This window comes from Actinoplanes sp. 13, from assembly GCF_056134165.1.
Genome location: NZ_JBVYOQ010000002.1, coordinates 436156 through 452925 on the forward strand (window position 1 = coordinate 436156; position 16770 = coordinate 452925).

The 16770-nt window shown below is 72.5% G+C and carries 15 protein-coding genes; 8 read left to right on the top strand and 7 right to left on the bottom strand.

Features of this window, described 5'->3' with window-relative positions:
* The first annotated feature begins 28 nt into the window (after positions 1 to 28).
* Complete coding sequence (locus AC0NH5_RS06575) at positions 29 to 1285, top strand: vWA domain-containing protein (protein WP_474400964.1); 1257 nt, start codon at positions 29 to 31, stop codon at positions 1283 to 1285.
* 117 nt (positions 1286 to 1402) lie between these two features.
* Here the strand turns inward: AC0NH5_RS06575 and AC0NH5_RS06580 are convergent, their stop codons facing one another.
* Entirely contained in the window at positions 1403 to 2359 is a 957-nt protein-coding gene (locus AC0NH5_RS06580) for a LysR family transcriptional regulator (protein WP_474400966.1), read from the bottom strand.
* A 151-nt stretch (positions 2360 to 2510) separates the two neighbouring features.
* On the opposite strand from AC0NH5_RS06580, the gene AC0NH5_RS06585 reads away from it, so the two are divergent.
* Positions 2511 to 3272, top strand: a complete 762-nt coding sequence (locus AC0NH5_RS06585; protein ID WP_474400967.1) for an alpha/beta fold hydrolase — start codon at positions 2511 to 2513, stop codon at positions 3270 to 3272.
* 199 nt (positions 3273 to 3471) lie between these two features.
* On the opposite strand, the gene AC0NH5_RS06590 is transcribed toward AC0NH5_RS06585, so the two are convergent.
* The 4 genes from AC0NH5_RS06590 to AC0NH5_RS06605 all read right to left on the bottom strand — a co-directional run bounded on the left by AC0NH5_RS06590 (position 3472) and on the right by AC0NH5_RS06605 (position 7002).
* Positions 3472 to 4536, bottom strand: coding sequence for an amidoligase family protein (locus AC0NH5_RS06590; RefSeq protein WP_474400968.1), 1065 nt, complete (start codon positions 4534 to 4536; stop codon positions 3472 to 3474).
* On the bottom strand, positions 4533 to 5360 hold the full coding sequence (locus AC0NH5_RS06595) for a hypothetical protein (RefSeq protein WP_474400969.1): 828 nt from the start codon (positions 5358 to 5360) through the stop codon (positions 4533 to 4535). The genes AC0NH5_RS06590 and AC0NH5_RS06595 overlap by 4 nt, the downstream gene beginning before the upstream one ends.
* Positions 5357 to 5875, bottom strand: coding sequence for a SigE family RNA polymerase sigma factor (locus tag AC0NH5_RS06600; RefSeq protein WP_474400971.1), 519 nt, complete (start codon positions 5873 to 5875; stop codon positions 5357 to 5359). The genes AC0NH5_RS06595 and AC0NH5_RS06600 overlap by 4 nt, the downstream gene beginning before the upstream one ends.
* 140 nt (positions 5876 to 6015) lie before the next feature.
* On the bottom strand, positions 6016 to 7002 hold the full coding sequence (locus AC0NH5_RS06605) for a LacI family DNA-binding transcriptional regulator (RefSeq protein WP_474400972.1): 987 nt from the start codon (positions 7000 to 7002) through the stop codon (positions 6016 to 6018).
* 191 nt (positions 7003 to 7193) lie between these two features.
* Between AC0NH5_RS06605 and AC0NH5_RS06610 the strand changes: the two genes are divergently transcribed.
* The 4 genes from AC0NH5_RS06610 to AC0NH5_RS06625 are packed head-to-tail and all read left to right on the top strand — an operon-like array spanning position 7194 to position 12349.
* Positions 7194 to 8063, top strand: a complete 870-nt coding sequence (locus AC0NH5_RS06610) for a carbohydrate ABC transporter permease (RefSeq protein WP_474400973.1) — start codon at positions 7194 to 7196, stop codon at positions 8061 to 8063.
* Entirely contained in the window at positions 8060 to 8974 is a 915-nt protein-coding gene (locus AC0NH5_RS06615; protein ID WP_474400975.1) for a carbohydrate ABC transporter permease, read from the top strand. The genes AC0NH5_RS06610 and AC0NH5_RS06615 overlap by 4 nt, the downstream gene beginning before the upstream one ends.
* A 37-nt stretch (positions 8975 to 9011) precedes the next feature.
* Positions 9012 to 10355 (top strand): ABC transporter substrate-binding protein, encoded by a 1344-nt coding sequence (locus AC0NH5_RS06620; RefSeq protein ID WP_474400976.1) that lies wholly within the window; start codon positions 9012 to 9014, stop codon positions 10353 to 10355.
* Positions 10352 to 12349 carry a beta-galactosidase gene (locus AC0NH5_RS06625; protein ID WP_474400978.1) on the top strand — a complete coding sequence of 666 codons (1998 nt, stop codon included), beginning with the start codon at positions 10352 to 10354 and terminating at the stop codon, positions 12347 to 12349. Before AC0NH5_RS06620 ends, AC0NH5_RS06625 begins: the two co-directional genes overlap by 4 nt.
* 44 nt (positions 12350 to 12393) lie before the next feature.
* Here AC0NH5_RS06625 and AC0NH5_RS06630 read toward each other — a convergent pair whose 3' ends face one another.
* A complete protein-coding gene (locus tag AC0NH5_RS06630; RefSeq protein ID WP_474400980.1) occupies positions 12394 to 13308 on the bottom strand; it encodes an AbfB domain-containing protein in 915 nt (304 codons plus the stop codon).
* A 224-nt stretch (positions 13309 to 13532) separates the two neighbouring features.
* Here AC0NH5_RS06630 and AC0NH5_RS06635 point away from each other — a divergent pair, with 224 nt between their 5' ends.
* Positions 13533 to 14702, top strand: a complete 1170-nt coding sequence (locus AC0NH5_RS06635; RefSeq protein ID WP_474400982.1) for a hypothetical protein — start codon at positions 13533 to 13535, stop codon at positions 14700 to 14702.
* Between the two features lie 183 nt (positions 14703 to 14885).
* On the top strand, positions 14886 to 15491 hold the full coding sequence (locus AC0NH5_RS06640; protein ID WP_474400984.1) for an SAM-dependent methyltransferase: 606 nt from the start codon (positions 14886 to 14888) through the stop codon (positions 15489 to 15491).
* Positions 15492 to 15530: 39 nt separating this feature from the next.
* Here AC0NH5_RS06640 and AC0NH5_RS06645 read toward each other — a convergent pair whose 3' ends face one another.
* The gene (locus AC0NH5_RS06645; protein WP_474400986.1) at positions 15531 to 16736 is read right to left on the bottom strand and encodes a YncE family protein; all 1206 of its coding nucleotides are present in this window, start codon (positions 16734 to 16736) and stop codon (positions 15531 to 15533) included.
* Positions 16737 to 16770: the final 34 nt, after the last annotated feature.

Consider the following 16770-nt stretch of genomic DNA (forward strand, 5'->3'; position numbering starts at 1 on the left):
CGCCTCCTCACCCCGGATCGGCGCGCCGATGTCTGCCGCTGATCTCCCCCCGGTTCTGCTGCGCGGCGTCGACCGGGCCGCGTTCGCTGTCGCGTTCGTGGCCCGGTTGCGCGCCGCCGGGATGCCGGCCGGGATCACCGAGACCGACGATCTGGTGCGGGCGCTCGAGGCGAGCCCGCCGTCGGGACGGGACACGTTGTACTGGACAGCCCGGATAGCGCTGGTCCGCCGGCACGCCGACCTGGCCGTCTTCGACCGGGTCTTCGGGTCGGTCTTCGGCGACGGGTCCACCCTGCCGCTGAACCGTTCGTCCGGGCCGGCCCGCGGTCACGACGGCGTGCACGTCCCGGTGCCGGGCACCGGCAACGAGGACACCGCGGCCGGCGGGGGTCTGCCGTGGGCGACGCTGCCGCCCGTGGTCGGCGTGGACGAGACGGCGGACGACTCCGGGCTGCGCGCGCCGGAGTTGCGGCCCAGTGCGCTGGCCGCGCTCGCGGGGCAGCCCTTCGACGAGCTGGACGCGGCGCAGACCGAGGCGCTGGGGGAGCGGCTGCGGTCGGCGCTCACCCGCTGGCCGCACCGCCGCAGCCGGCGGCACGCGGTCGACCCGGCCGGCCGGCGGGTGGCGCTGCGGCCGACCATCGCGCGGGCCCGGCGCACCGGCTGGGAGGCGATCGCGGTGGTCCGGGAGAAGCCGGTCCGCCGCCCGCGCCGGGTGGTGCTGCTCTGCGACGTCAGCGAGTCGATGCGGGCCCAGGCGGCGGCCTGCCTGCAGATGATGCGGGCGTTCACCACGGTGGCGGACGCCGAGGTGTTCGCCTTCGCCATCCGGCTGACCCGGCTGACCACTGTGCTGCGGCACCGGTCGGCGGCGGAGGCTGTCGAGCAGGCGAGCGCCGCGGTGGCCGACCGGTTCGGCGGGACCAGGATCGCCACGAACGTCGGGGCGCTGCTCGACTCGTACCACGGCAACGCGGTGCGGGGCGGCATCCTGGTGATCGCCTCGGACGGGTGGGACAGCGATCCGCCGGCGAGGATGGCGGCGGTGATGGCCCGGGCGCGGCGTCGCGCGTACCGCATCGTCTGGTTGAATCCCCGCGCCGGCGCACCCGGCTTCAGTCCCCGGGTGGCGGCGATGGCCGCGGCCCTGCCCTTCTGCGACCGGCTGATGCCGGCCGCCACCTTCGCCGATCTCGCCGAGGTGGCCCACGACCTGCGGGAGCTCGGCGGCCCGCCGTCGGGAGGTCGCCGCCGCAGCTCGGGCCGGCTCACCCCGCTCGGCTGAGCTGCGGCAGGCTCGGTGAGGGCCGGCTCAGTGAGGGCTGGCTCAGTGAAGACGGGTTCAGCGAGGGCGGGGTCAGCGAGCGCAGGCCCAGAGAGGGCGGGCCCAGAGAGGGCGGGCTCAGCTCCAGAGGGTGACGTGCACGGACGGCTTGAAGCGGGCCACGTTGACGCCGGTGCCGCGCATCATCGCCTGGATGGCGCGGGGCGTGGAGGCGAACCGGGACAGCTCACCGGCCGCCGAAGGGCCGGCCGGTTCGGCCAGGGTGATCGAGTGCCAGACCTCCTCGACGCTGGTCTGCGGGCCGCAGAACTGCACGAGGTGTCCTTTGCGGACCTCGGGCGTCACCGTGAACGACAGCGCCGCGGCCACGCCCCGGCCGCGTTTGGCCTCCTCGATCGCGGCGGCGTGGCTCTGGAAGATCTGCTGGCGGTGGTCGGGCACGCCGAGGCGGCGGACCAGCGTGCGGATCGCGCCGCTGCCGGCGACCGCGGACGGCCCCAGCAGCCAGGTCTGCTCGCGCAGCTGCCGCGCGGTGGGCTGGGTGCCGGCAAGCGGGTGGTCGGGAGCGGCGACGGTGACGATCCGGTAATACATCACCGGGCGGCAGACCACGGCCGGGTCGGGCAGCGGCGGCGGCGGGCCGATGGCGATGTCGATGGCCCGCTCGATCAGCGACTCCACGAAGCTGACCGGGGCGCGGACGCTGAGCTCCAGGTCGAGGTCGGCGGCCCGGCCGGCGAACAGCTCGATCAGACCGGGCGCCGCGTGCTCGGCGAACAGGCTGGACGCGCCGACCCGCAGCAGCCGGCGGCCCTGACCGGCCGCGCTGACCTCGAGCACCGTGATGTCCTGCAGGCCGAGCAGCTCGGTGGCCCGGCTGGCCAGGCGCAGGCCACCCGGGGTGAACGTCAGCCCGCCCGCGGTCCGGGAGAACAGCTGGTCACCCAGCTCGCGGCGCAGCTGCCCGATGTGCAGCGACACCGCCGACTCGGAGACCTCCAGCTCGGCGGCGGCCTGCTTGACCGAGCCGAGGCGGACGACCGCGGAGTACGCACGTAACTGGGTGGGGGTCACAGCCTGCCCATCCCCCTATGGAGTAATCGGATGCTCACCGCGAATCTATCGCGATCGTGGTCCCGATGGGGACACCGGCGATCTCGCCGATCCACGACGCCGGCCGGCGGGGATAGGGTCTGCCGCACCTGACGAGAGGGGAACCGCACCCATGCCGACGTTCCAGGCCACCGACGGCGTCGAGATCCATTACCAGAGCTGGCACCGGGACTCGGATCTGCCGCCGGTGCTGCTGCACCACGGGTTCATCGCGAACGGCACGACGAACTGGGTGCTGCCCGGCGTGGTGGACGAGCTGCTCGCCGGGGGCCGGCCGGTGGTGGCCATCGACGCGCGGGGACACGGGCAGTCCGGCAAACCGCACGACCCGGCTTTCTACGGGGAGGAGCGGATGGCCGAGGACGTGGTCACGCTGCTCGACCTGCTCGACGTCTCGGCGGTCGATCTGGTGGGGTACTCGATGGGCGCGGTGGTCTCGCTGATCGTCGCGGCGGGGGAGCGCCGGGTCCGGCGACTTGTCGTCGGTGGCATCGGCGCGGCGGTGGTGGAGCTGGGCGGCGTGGACACCCGGGTGCTGGGACCGGAGCCGCTGCGTGCGGCGCTGAGCGCGGCAGACCCCGCGACGATCACCGACCCGGCGGCGGCCGGGTTCCGGGCGTTCATCGACGCAGTCGGCGGGGACCGGGCGGCGCTGGCCGCGCAGGCCGCCCGGATGCACGCCGAGCCGATCCCGCTGGACGCGATCACCGCGCCCACACTGGTGATCGCCGGCCGTGACGACGCGCTGGCGGGCCGCCCGGAGGTCCTGGCCAAGGCGATCACCGGCGCCCGGCTGGCGGTCATCGACGGGGATCATCTGGGTGCGGTGCGGGCGCCCGCCTTCACCGCCGAGCTGCTGACGTTCCTGAGCTGACCGCGTCCCTTCCCGAGCTGACCGCGTTCCTTTCCGCTCCTACGGCCGTCCGAGCGTTCCGCAGCAGCTCCGGCAGGCAGCGACGGGGTGGTTGGCCGGCTCCCGGAGCCGCCCGGACGCGCCCGAGCTGCGAACCGCGAGCCGGCTCCCGGGGCTGTCCCGAGGGCCTTGGGGCAACACCGGGAGCCGGCCGGCTTTGTCAGCGCTGGGCCAGCGCCTCGGCGGCCAGTTCCAGCAACGCGCTCATGGCGTCCACCGGGTCGGCCGGCGCCGCAGGGATCGGGGCCGGATCGACGCAGCGGTCGAGCAGCAACTCGACCAGCGCGGCCCGCTCCACGATCTCGCCGCCCTCGATGCCGCCCGGCAGGATGCGGATCTCCACGGTGTCCCGTACCGGCGGGGTGTCGGTCAGCACCTGGGTGAGGTTCACGTCGAAGAACTTGCCCAGCTTGCCGTCCGCCGCGGCCTGGCGCAGCTGCTCCGTCGTCGGGGTGCCGGCCACGGCCGCCACCAGCTGTTCCGGCATCGGCGCGAGGCGGCGGCAGTTCGGGTTCGTGGCCAGCAGCGCCCGCAGGGGCTCCCGCCAGTACGCGAAGAGCCGCACCAGGTTGGCCAGCGCTTCCGGGCGGCGGAACGGCCCGCCGTCCACGTGCAGGTGCACCGCGGCTTCCTGCGGGATCGTGAAGCCCAGCTCGCGAGCCGGGGCCAGAAGCTCCTCGAGCGCCTCCCGGTGGCCGGCGGCCAGCGGCGGTGTGATCACCTCGCAGGGGCGCTCGCGTTCCCCGGTCAGCGGCGCCGCCAGGGCGACCGTCGCGCCGCCCGCGTCGTTCAGCCGCTGGTACAGCCCGTGCCGCTGCACCTCGGTTCCCCACAGCGGGGCCACCGGGTCGAGCACGCCGGTCAGGCTGCCGCCGGGATCGCACTGGTTCGCCAGCAGCCGCAGCAGGCGCCGGTCGTCGGTGAGGACGCGGAACCAGCCGGGCAGCGCGGGCGCTGCCGGATCCAGCCCGGCGAGCAGCGTGATGTCGTCGGCCAGCGTGCAGAGCAGGGCGCCGTCCGGACGTCGTACCTCGAAGGCCTGGGTGAGGTGCAGGAACCGTCCCAGGCCGGGGACCAGGGACGGTTCGCTGTCGTGGTGCCAGACCGGCCGGACGGTGCCCCCACACCGTCCGGCCAGGTCGAACGCGAGCGTGCGCCGGTTGACGCCGGGCGGCGCCATCAGCTCGATCTCGAAGCCGACACGCCGGCGCAGGCGGGAGGTCACGGCTTGATCGGCAGTTCTTCGCCGGCGAGCAGCTTCTTCCCGCCCAGGACCTTGGCGTCCCACGCCTCGTCGAGCTTCCACAGCTTGGCGAGCTTCACGGCGTCCTCGATCTCGTACCCGGCCTTGAAGAACGCCTCGACCTGCCTGCTCTCCTTGGCCTCCCGCACGCCCTCCGCGGTGGGCTTGAGCGGCAGCTTCTTGCGGTCGAGGATCCACTGACCGGCCTGGTACTTCGCGTCCGACGGGTCGTCGAGCTTCCAGATCTCGGCCAGCTGCTCGGCCTCGGCCCAGCTGTAACCGGCGCCGAAGAACGCGTTGAGCTGCTTGGTCATCTTATCGGTCAGCTCCGGGTCCGCCGGGGTCTCGGCCTCGGGGAGCGGTTGGAGCGGCAGGGTCTCGCCGGCCAGCAGGCGACGGCCCGCCTCCGCCTTGACCAGGCCGATGTTGTCCTCGTCGAGCTGCCACAGCTTGGCCAGCTCGACCGCGGTGGCGTAGTTGTACCCCGCGTTGAAGTAGGCGTCCCACCGCTGCTGAAGCTCGGCCTCGGTGGGTGCGGTGGCGGAGGCCGACGGCGCCGCGCCGGCCGGCAGGACGGCCACCGGCACGGTCTGTGACGGGCCGGCCGGAAGGATGGCGGGCAGGTTGGCCACGCCGGCGATGAGCCCGGCGCTCAGGACCGCGCCCCCCGCGGCCTGGACACCCCGGCGCCGCCATTTGTGCTTACGGGCGATCTCCTCGACCCTGGCGTAGACCAGGGCGGGGTCCGGGGCCATCTTCTCGTGCGACTCGAAGGCTTCGCGAAGCCGGTCTCCGTGCTCAGTCACGACCTCTCCTCAGCATATTTTCTCTGCTCCCGCTCGTTGTCGAGCCGGAGCGTCTTCAGCGCCCTCGACGCGTGACTGCGTACCGTGGCCGGGCTGCAGCCGAGCAGATCGGCGATCGCGTCGTCCTCGAGCTGCTCGTAATAGCGCAGCACCAGGACGGCCCGTTGTTTGCGGCCGAGCAGGGTCAGACGGTTCCACAGCGCGTCCGCCTCGACGACACCGTCGGCGTGGTCACGGACCCCGCCCCGGGCGTCGTCGAGATCGGCCAGCCGCTCACCGGCGGCGTGCACGTTGCGCGCCGCCCAGCTCCGCCGCCAGGAGAGGTACTCGTTGAGCACCATCCTGCGCACGTACGCCTCTGGTGAGTCGGCGTCGCTGATCCGCCGCCATTTGACCTGTGCCCGGGCCAGCACCTCCTGCACGCAATCCTGTGCGAGGTCCCGGTCGCCGGTGAGGACGACCGCGTAGCGCAACAGGCTGGGAAGGCGGGCCACCGCGAATTGCTCGAAGGTCACACCCACTTCGATGCGGCCCGCTCGTGATTTGTGCACTGGTTCTCCGGAGAATTTTTCGCTTCACCGGAGAGTAGCCCCGCTCGGTTGCCGGCCAGGTGTGTGAACTTCGGGCTCGATTCGCACCCGAAGTTCACACACTGTCACGCGGGTGCGGGGGCGGTGCTGGAGCGGATCACCAGGCTGGTGGGGACCAGGTCGGTGCCGGGCCCGGACGGGCCGTCGTGGATCTGGTCGAGCAGCGAGCGCACGCACCGCCGGCCCACCTCGGCGAAGTCCTGGTGCACGGTGGTCAGCGGGGGCAGATAGTCGGAGGCGTCCGGGATGTCGTCGAAGCCGACCACGCTCACGTCGTCCGGCACCCGCCGCCCGCGCTCGTGCAGCGCGCGCAGCACGCCGAGCGCCATCTGGTCGTTGGCCACGAAGACCGCGGTGCAGTCCGGGCGGCCGGCGAGCCGCAGCCCGGCCCGGTAACCGGAGTCGGCCGACCAGTCGCCGCGCTCGACCGGCGGCACCGGGCGGCCGGCTTCCTCCAGCACGGCGCGCCAGGCGCCGGCCCGGCGTTCGGCGGCGAACGACTCGGCCGGGCCGGCCAGGTGCCAGACCGTGCGGTGGCCGAGGTCCAGCAGGTGCCGGACGGCCTGCCGCGCCCCGTCGGCCTGATCGGTGTCGACCACCGGATAGCGGTCGCCGGCGTCCGAGTCGACCACCACCACGTGCACGCCGGGCGGCAGCGCCACCGCGGTCGCGTCCAGCAGATGCACCTCGATGATCACGATGACGCCGTCCACGGCCAGCTCGCCCATCCTGGTGAACGCGCCGAGCACGTTGTCCTGGGTGGGCATGCCGACCGGGATGAGGGTTATCGCGTAGCCCTCGGCGGCGGCGTGGGTGGCGATCGCCTCGACGGTGCGGCTGTTGCCCGTCGACGAGAGACCGAAGAGGATCACCCCGATCGTGTTGAACCGTCCGTATCGCAGGGAGCGTGCGGCGCTGTTCGGGCGGTACCCCAGCTCCCGCATCGCGGCCAGCACCTGTTCCCGGGTGGCCTCGACCACCCCGGGCTGGCCGTTGGCCACGCGGGAGACGGTCTGCGACGAGACGCCGGCGAGTTTGGCGACGTCGGCCATGGAGACGCGCTGTTTACGGCGCCCGCCCGGGACGTCGGAACCGGCGCGGAGTCGCTGAGTATCGATGGGTGCCCCTTGAGAACCTTGACCGCCCTGGTGACGCGTGCCACTATACGGCACACGCGTTTACGTAAACATCGCGTCACGTGCCGGAAATTGTTAACGTAAACATCGGAGTGGAGGGAGCGGCGATGACCCGGCGTTCCTGGATCGGCTGGCAGTTCACCGGCCCGTTCCTCGCGGTGTTCACCCTCGTGTTCCTGGCGCCGATCGGCTACTCGGCGTACCTCAGCGTCTTCCGCACGCGACTCGTCGGCGGCACCACCTTCGTCGGCCTCGACAACTACGCCAAGGCGCTGAGCGACCCGCAGTTCTTCCAGGCGCTCACCCGGGTCGGGCTCTTCCTGCTCGTCCAGGTGCCGATCATGCTGGGCCTGGCGTTGCTGATCGCGCTGGCGATCGACAGCGGCCGGCTCTACGGCGCGGCGTTCTTCCGCATCTCGGTCTTTCTGCCGTACGCGGTGCCCGCGGTGGTGGCCACCCTGATGTGGGGCTTCATCTACGGCTCGCGGATCGGCCTGGTCGGCAACCTCAACGAGGCGTTCGGCGTCACGATCCCCGACCCGCTCGCGCCCGACCTGATCCTCACCGCCATCGGCAACATCGTGACCTGGGAGTTCGTCGGGTACAACATGATCATCCTGTACTCCGGGCTGCGGGTGGTGGACACCGCGCTCTACGAGGCCGCCGCGATCGACGGGGCCGGCCAGTTCCGGATCATCCGGGCGATCAAGCTACCGGCGCTGCGCGGGCCGCTGATCGTGGCCACCATCTTCTCGATCATCGGCAGCTTCCAGCTCTTCAACGAGCCGCAGATCCTGGACACCATCGCGCCCAATTCGATCACCACATACTTCACCCCCAACGTGTACGCCTACCAGCTCTCGTTCGCGGGACAGCAGGTCAACTACTCCGCCACCATCGCGCTGATCATGGGCGTGGTGACGATGCTCGTCGCGTACCTCTTCCAACGGCGCGGCATGCGGGGGGCGGACCGATGACCGCGACCCCCGCCATCCGCCCGAAGGCGCGCAGCGCCGCACCGGGTCCCGCCGGCCGGAGCCGGCCCGCCCGCCGCCGCAGCGTCACGCTCACCGTGATCACCACCCTGGCGCTGGTCTACAGCCTGCTGCCGCTGATCTGGCTGACGATCAGCGCGACCAAGACGCAGGCCGGGCTGTTCAGCTCCTTCGGCCTCTGGTTCGCGGCCGATTTCGCGCTGTTCGGCAACATCGCCGACACCTTCGCCTACCAGGACGGCATCTTCGGCCGCTGGCTGCTCAACACGCTGCTGTACGTCTCGGTCGGCGCCGGCGGGGCCACCCTGCTCGCCGCGCTGGCCGGGTACGGCCTGGCCAAGTTCCGCTTCGCCGGCCGCCGTGCGGTCTTCGCCGTCGTGCTCGGGGGCATCGCGGTGCCGCCCACCGCGCTCGCCGTGCCGACTTTTTTGATGTTCGCCAAGATGGGACTGACCGACACCCCCTGGGCGATCATCATCCCGTCGCTGGTCTCGCCGTTCGGCCTCTACCTGATGTGGACGTACTCGGTGGACGCGGTGCCCGACGAGATCCTGGAGTCGGCCCGGGTGGACGGCGCCGGTGAGTTCAAGTCGTTCTTCTCCCTCGCGCTGCCGCTGCTGGCGCCCGGCATCGTCACCGTCCTGCTGTTCAACACGGTCGCGACCTGGAACAACTTCTTCCTGCCGCTGATCATGCTGAAGGATCCCGACCTGTTCCCGCTGACCCTGGGCCTGTACGCCTGGGGCGAGCAGGCCACCACCGTCGGCGGGGACGTGATCTACAACCTGGTGATCACCGGATCGCTGCTCACCATCGTGCCGCTGATCGCGGCGTTCCTTCTCCTCCAGCGTTACTGGCAGTCGGGTCTGGCCGCCGGAAGCGTCAAGCAGTGATTCCCCCACAGTGCACCAACTCATGAAGGGAAGCGCCATGTTGATCTCACGCCGGCGCGCGCTCCTCGGCGCCGCCCTGTCGATAACCCTCCTGGCCGCCGGTTGCGGTGGCTCCGACGAGCCCGAGACCGGTGGTGACGCGGCGGCCACGACGGTCTCCGAGGCGGACGTCCAGGCCGCCCTCGAAGCCGGCGGCACGATCACGGTCTGGGCGTGGGAGCCGACTCTCAAGCAGGTCGTCGCCGACTTCCAGAAGAAGTACCCGAAGGTCAAGGTCGATCTGGTCAACTCGGGCACCGGCAACGACGCGTACACCGCGCTGCAGAACGCGATCACGGCCGGGACCGGGGTGCCGGACGTGGCGCAGATCGAGTACTTCGCGCTGCCGCAGTTCGCCCTCGCCAAGTCGGTGGTGGACCTGAACACGTACGGCGCGGCGTCGCTCAACGGCACCTTCACCCCGGGCACGTGGAACTCGGTGCACTCCGGCGAGGCCATCCACGGGCTGCCGATGGATTCCGGCCCGATGGCGCTGTTCTACAACAAAGAGGTGTTCGACAAGCACCAACTGGGCGTGCCGGCCACCTGGGCGGAGTACGCGGCCGCCGCGGAGAAGCTGCACGCGGCCGACCCGAAGGCGTACATCACCAGCGACAGCGGCGACGCCGGCTTCACCACCAGCATGATCTGGCAGGCCGGGGGCAAGCCGTACACCGTGAACGGCACCGACGTGAGCGTGAACTTCGCCGATCCCGGCACCCAGAAGTTCACCTCGGCGTGGCAGCCGCTGATCGACAAGAAGCTGCTCAACCCGGTGCCCGGCTGGAGCGACGGGTGGTACCAGGGCCTCGCCGACGGGACCATCGCCTCGCTGGTGATCGGCGCCTGGATGCCGGCGAACCTGGAGTCCGGCGTGAAGGCCGGCAACGGCAAGTGGCGGGTCGCCCCGATGCCGCAGTGGGAGGCCGGTGGCAAGGCCACCTCGGAGAACGGCGGCAGCTCCATCACCATCCCGGAGAAGGCCGCCAACAAGACTCTCGCGTACGCGTTCCTCAAGTACGCCACTGTCGACGAGGGCGCCGCCGGTCGCGCGGCGAACGGCGCCTTCCCGGCCACCACCAAGGAGCTGGGCTCGCCGGAGTTCCTGGGCAAGGAGTTCCCGTACTTCGGCGGCCAGAAGGTCAACGAGGTTCTCGCCGCGTCCGCCGGGCAGGTCGTCCCCGGCTGGTCGTACCTGCCCTTCCAGGTCTACGCCAACAGTGTCTACGGCGACACCGTCGGCAAGGCGTACATCGGGCAGGGCACCCTGCAGGACGGGCTGAAGTCCTGGCAGGACGCATCGGTCAAGTACGGCCAGGAACAGGGCTTCACGGTTAAATGACTTCGAAAAGCGACACCACGCCCCGGCGCTGGCTCCGCCGCGCCGGGGCGGCGCGTCTGGAGTTCGGCGCGGACTACAACCCCGACCAGTGGCCACGCGAGGTCTGGGACGACGACGTCCGGGCCATGCGCGAGGCCGGCGTCACGATCGTCTCGCTGGCCATCTTCTCCTGGGCCCGCCTGCAACCCCGCGAGGGCGAGTACGACTTCGGGTGGCTGGACGAGGTGATGGACCTGCTGCACGCCGGCGGCATCACCGTCGACCTGGCCACCGCGACCGCCTCGCCGCCGCCGTGGCTGACCACGAAACACCCGGAGATCCTGCCGGTGAACCGGGAGGGCGCCACCGTATGGCCGGGCGCCCGCCAACACTGGCGGCCCACCTCACCGGTCTTCCGGGAGCACGCGCTGGCCCTGGTCCGCGCGCTGGCCACCCGGTACGCCGACCATCCGGCCCTGGTCGCCTGGCACGTCAACAACGAGCTGGGCTGCCACAACGTCTACGACTTCTCGGACGACGCGGCGGCCGCGTTCCGCACGTGGCTGCGGGCCCGGTACGGCACTGTCGAGGCACTCAACGACGCGTGGGGCACCGCGTTCTGGTCGCAGCGGTACGACGACTGGTCCGAGATCCTCCCGCCGCGGCTCGCCGCCTCGCACCCGAACCCGACCCAGCAGCTGGACTTCCGCCGGTTCTCGTCGGACGCCCTCAAGGAGCACCTGCGCGCCGAGAAGGCGGTCCTGCGGGAGCTCACCCCGGACGTGCCGATCACCACCAACTTCATGGTGATGGGCGGGATGAACCCGATGAACTACGCCGACTGGGCCGGCGAGGTCGACTTCGTCGCCAACGACCACTACGTGGTGCCCGGTCCGCAGGCCCGTGACGAGCTCTCCTTCTCGGCCAACCTGACCGGCAACCTCGCCGGCGGCCGGCCCTGGTTCCTGATGGAGCACTCGACCAGCGCGGTCAACTGGCAGCCGATCAACCTGGCGAAGCGGGCCGGGGACCTGGCCCGGGACTCGCTCACCCACGTGGCGCACGGCGCCGACGCGGTCTGCTTCTTCCAGTGGCGGCAGTCGAAGGCCGGCGCGGAGAAGTACCACTCGGCGATGCTGCCGCACGCCGGGACCGGGAGCGCGCTCTTCCGCGCGGTCGCCGATCTCGGGGCGCGGCTGCGCGACCTGGCGCCGGTCGCCGGGTCGGAGCGCACCCCGGCCGACGTCGCGATCGTCTTCGACTGGGAGTCCTGGTGGGTCTCCGAGCACGACTCGCACCCGACCGACCGGCTGCGGTACCACCGGGAGGCGCTGGACTGGTACACCGCGCTGCTGGACAGCGGGATCCGGGCGGACGTGGTGCCGACCGGTGGCCCGCTGGAGCGGTACCGGGTGCTGATCGCGCCGATCCTGCACGTCGTGCCGGGCGCGCTGGCCGAGCGGCTCAGCGGGTACGTGGCCGGCGGCGGTCACCTGGTCACCACGTACTTCTCCGGGATCGTGGACGACAACGACCACGTGTGGCTCGGCGGTTATCCGGGCGCGCTGCGCGATCTGCTCGGCATCCGGATCGAGGAGTTCGCACCGCTGCTCGACGGCGAGAGCGTCGAACTCGACAACGGGACCACCGGCACGCTCTGGACCGACCGGATCGACGTCACCGGCGCCGACGTCGAGGTGCTGGCCCGGTACAAGACGGGCGAGCAGGCGGAACGGGCGGCGGTCACCCGGCGCACGGCGGGGGAGGGCTCGGCGGCGTACGTGTCCACGCGTCTCGGGCCGGCGGGCCTGACCGCCCTGCTGCCCGCCCTGCTCGGCCCGGCCGGCGTGGCCAGTGAGCTTCCGGACGCGCTGCGCGGCCAGGTGGAGCTGACGATCAGGGGCGACCACCAGTTCCTGATCAACCGCACCGACCGACCGATCGACCTGGCCGGCCTGCCCGGCGCGCCCGCCGTGCTGGCGCCCCGCGCGGTGGCCGTTCTGCACCGGAACTAGCTCATGGTGGCGCCCGGCCGGAGGGGCCCCGGCCGGGCGCCACGTCACAGGGGCGGCCCCGGCCGGAACGCGGTCGCCCCGTCGGCGGTGGCCGCGCGCAGGACCAGCCGGTCGCCGTCGGCGACCACGTATTGCGCCGGATAATTGAGGGAACGAAGCGCGAGGGCGGCGCCCCGGCGAATCGGCACCGGACAAAAAGTGGAGTCCTGATCGAACAGTTCTGTGCGGTCCGAACGATCCAGCCGGATCTCGAAGTTACGGTGCCGTAAGTAATGACCGGGAAAGTTTCCGGATTCGAACGAGAAGCAGTTCGCATCGGCCCGGCCGGGCCGGACGGTGAACCGCGCGTCGGCGCGGTCGAGGTCGCTGCTGCCGGCGCCGATCGGGTCGATCCGCCCGCGGAAGTCGCGATGCCGGACCCGGTGACCCGGCCGGTCGGCGACCTCCAGGCCGGCCGGGCGGCCGACGGCGAACGCGGCCGGCGGCGGGGCCGTGGTGCGGCTCGGTGACGGCTTCGCCCGGCTCGGCGACGCGGCGCGGCTGCGTGTCGCGGTGGCGGCCGTGTCCGTCGTGGGAACCGTGAAAGACGAGGTCGTGGCGCTCGGCGGGGGCAGCAGGGAGATCGTCCCGGTCGGGCGCAGCGGGTCGAGCGGCAGGTTGGGGCGCCGGAACTCCTCGGTCTGCGCGGCGACCGGCGCCGGCGGCGGGTCGTCGTCGAGGACGACGGCGACGACCGTGGTGGCGGCGCACGCCAGGGCGATCGCACCGGCCAGCATCAGCCTCGGGCGCAGCGGCGTCGCGGGGCCGGCACCCGGTCCGAGCGCGCGGCGACGGGTGCCGGCCGGGAGCGCGGGCCGGGCGGCGGGCCGCACCCGAGGACCCGGGCCGGAGGCGCCCTGCGCATACGGCGGGACCCAGCCACCGACTCTGAGTCCGTCCTGGGCGTCGTCGTCCGGCATCTATTCGCTCTCTTGGGGGGTAATCGGCTTCGGGGTAATCGGCGCCGGCGGTATCCGACGGAAAGCCACTTAATGTTCCGTTAATGATCTACCGGCATCGACGCTGAAGAGCAAGGGGTTGGATGAGAACAATTCTCATGGGAGCGATCCCAGTCGAACCGGACGGACCGCTGGTCCGTATCTGGTAGCGAACCAGCCCCCGCATCCTCGAAGGCGAGCGCACCGTGGACAGTCCAGCTGTTGCCGATGCCGAATCCGACGACAAGGCCGCGCCGGAGACCCCGGCGCTGCCGAACATCTCCGAGTACTGGCCCGACGCGCCGCAACGCCTCGGGCCGGAGGCCGACCACTACGAGCTGCCCGGCGCGGAACCCGCCCGGACCAGCCCGGCATGGCAGACCCGCACGACTGCGGGCCCGGCGGGCGTGGGTCCCACCTCGGGCCCGGCGGGCGTGGGTCCCACCTCGGACCCGGCGGGCGTGGGTCCCACCTCGGACCCGGCGGGCGTGGGTCCCACCTCGGACCCGGCGGGCGTGCGCCCCACTGAAGAGGTGAACGTCGGTGCGACCCGGCTCACGGTGGAGATCCCGGCCGGCGTCCGCCCGGGCCACTCCCGCCGGCGGACGGCCGCGATCCTGGCCGCGCTGATCGGTGTCGGCGCCGCGGCGGCCTGGCTGATCGCCCGGCCCGCCGGTGACCAGCCCCGGCAGCCCACCTTCGCCGACCGGGTCACCTCCCCGGCACCGCCGCCGGCGGCCCGGCCGGGCAACCCGCCGGTCTCCATCGGTGCCGCACCGCCGCCCGCCGCGGCACCGGGACCCGCACCGGACGCGGCGACCTTCGAACTGGTGGACGGAAGCACCGAGATCAACGTCGCGATCGGCGCCGTGGACGAAGGCTGGTTCCGGGTCACCAGCCCCGCGGACAGCGGCATCACCCCGCGGGCGGTGGTGGCGGACGGCACCCTGCGCGTGCTCATCGAGGACACCGGGCCGAAAGGCTCGGCGCGGGTCGACGTGCTGCTCAGCGAGGACGTCGCCTGGGCGGTCCGGATGCAGGGCGGGTTCCGGGAGGCGACCTTCGACCTGACCCGGGGCACGGTCACCAGGATCGACCTGTTCGGAGGCGTGGCCCGGATGCGCCTCGCGCTGCCCCGGCAGGACGCCGCCATCCCGATCGTGATGGCCGGCGGCGTCAACAACTGGCGGATCACCACGGACGGCGTGGTCCCGGTCCGGGCGGCCTTCCGGCGCGGCGCCGGTGCCGTGGACCTCTACGGCGAGCGGGACCGGGGTGTCGCCCGTGAGGCCGAGCTGACCAGCGGCTCCGGGCCCGGCGGTATCGAGCTCAACGCGGAGGCCGGGGTGGGCGCCCTGACCGTCGCCGAGACCTGAGCGCGGGGCCGGGCGGAACGGGACGCGCGGGCCGGGCGGAACGGGACGCGCGCGCCGGGCGGAACGGGACGCGGGAGCCGGGCGGAACGGGACGCGGGAGCCGGGGCCGGGGCGGACGGTGGAACGGATCGATGAACCCGGCCCGGCTGACGGCGTCGCTCCCGCGTTCGGCACAATTCCGGCGTGACACGAGCAGAGGGCGACGCCGCGCCGCCGGAGACCACCGTCTCCCTGGACTACTTCACCGGGCTCTACCTGGCGAAGGACGATCCGTGGGACGTCGCGACCAAGTGGCACAACCAGCGCAAGTACGCGGTCACTCTGGCCGGCCTGCCCCGGGAGCGCTACCGCAGGTGTTACGAGCCGGGCGCCTCGATCGGCCTGTTCACCCGGATGCTGGCGCCCCGCTGCGACGCCGTCCTCGCGACCGACAGCGTCGAGGAGGCCGTCCAGCAGGCCCGGGAGAACACCGCCGACCTGCCGAACGTGACCGTCGAGCGGGCCATGGTCCCGGCCGAGATGCCGGCCGGCACCTTCGACCTGATCGTCATCGGGGACCTGCTCTACTACCTGTCCGCCGAGGACCTCGACATCTTCCTGACCGGCCTGGTGGAGCGGCTGGTGCCGGACGGTGACCTGGTCTCGCTGCACTTCCGGGACCGGGAGAACGGCGGCAACTACGACGGCTTCCACGTCCACGAGATCCTCGCCGCGCGGCCGGGCCTCACGCGGGTCGTCCACCACGAGGACGAGTGGTTCCTCCTCGACGTCCTCCGCCGCACCGCCTGACGCCTCAGGCGCGGGCCACCACCCACTGACGGCCGGGCGTCAGCGCACGTGCCGCAGGGCGGTCAGGCCCGGCGCGGCGACCTGGCCGAGCCGTTCGCCGGTGGCGGCGTCCAGCCAGAGCACCTCCCGCTCACCGCCGGCGTAGAGCCGCGCGCCGTCCCCGCTCAGGCCCAGCCCGCGCAGCGGCCCGCGGACCTGCCAGCGGGCGGTCTCGACGTCCCTGCCGGTGTCCAGGACCGTCATCACGTCGCCGCCGCCGATCACGGTGCGGCCGTCCGGGGTGAGCAGCAGCGACGCGGTGGCCGCGCCGGCCGCCGGCACGTCGATCACGCGTTCCAGGGACAGCGACGCCGCGCTCGCGTACGCCAGCTTGCCGGCGGCCAGGTCCACCACCGCGAGGTGCCGTCCGGTCGCGGCCAGCGCGCACGCCGCGGCCGGGCCCTCGCCGAACGGGTGCGGCAGGTCCAGGCAGAACGCCCAGCCCTCGGTGAGGTGCAGGACGTGCACGAACGCGTGCGCGTTGCCGGGCCGCCCGGAGATCAGGTCGCGGGTGTGCGCGTGCCCCGGCTGGTGGGTGTAGAGCGTGAACAGCATCTGGCCGTCCGCGGAGAGCACGGCCTGCCGCCCCTGGCCGCGCATCTCCTCCTCGGCGCCGCCCGGCACCGGCACCTTGTTGCGCGTGAACAGCGGGTCGAGTCTGCCGCTGCCCAGGTCCAGCCGGCGCACCCGGTAACGGTCCGGTGCGGTCGCCGGGAACCATTCGAGCACGAACAGGCCGGAGCCGTCCGAGGTGAAGGCGTCCGGCTCGACGATGCCGGGCAGGTCGTACTCGCGGCTGCCGGCCGGGCCGGTGACCAGGAGCGGGGTCCGGGCGCGCGCCGCCGGTGACTCGGTCGCCGGCGTTCGGCCCAGTGCGCACGCCCGGCCGTCGGTGGAGATCGCCCGGGGCAGCCATCCGCCCCCGATCGCCGTGCTCCGGACGGCTGCCCCGGTCGCCGGATCGACCTGGGTCAGGCCTTCGGAGGTGATGCGGTAGAGGTGCCTGCCGTCGAAGCCGGCCACCGCCGAGGTGCCGAGCTGCTCGGCGCCGCCGGGGGAGAACCGGAACATCCCGCCGCGGGTCTCGGCGAGGACCACGTCCGGCACGGCTGTCGCGGGCGTCCGGCCGGGGTCGTCGCGGCAGCCGGCCGCGGTCAGCGTGAGGCCGGATCCCGCGAGGAGGAGGAACGTGCGCCGGGTCGTCATGTCCTGATGACACCGCCCGGCGGGAACCGGTTCC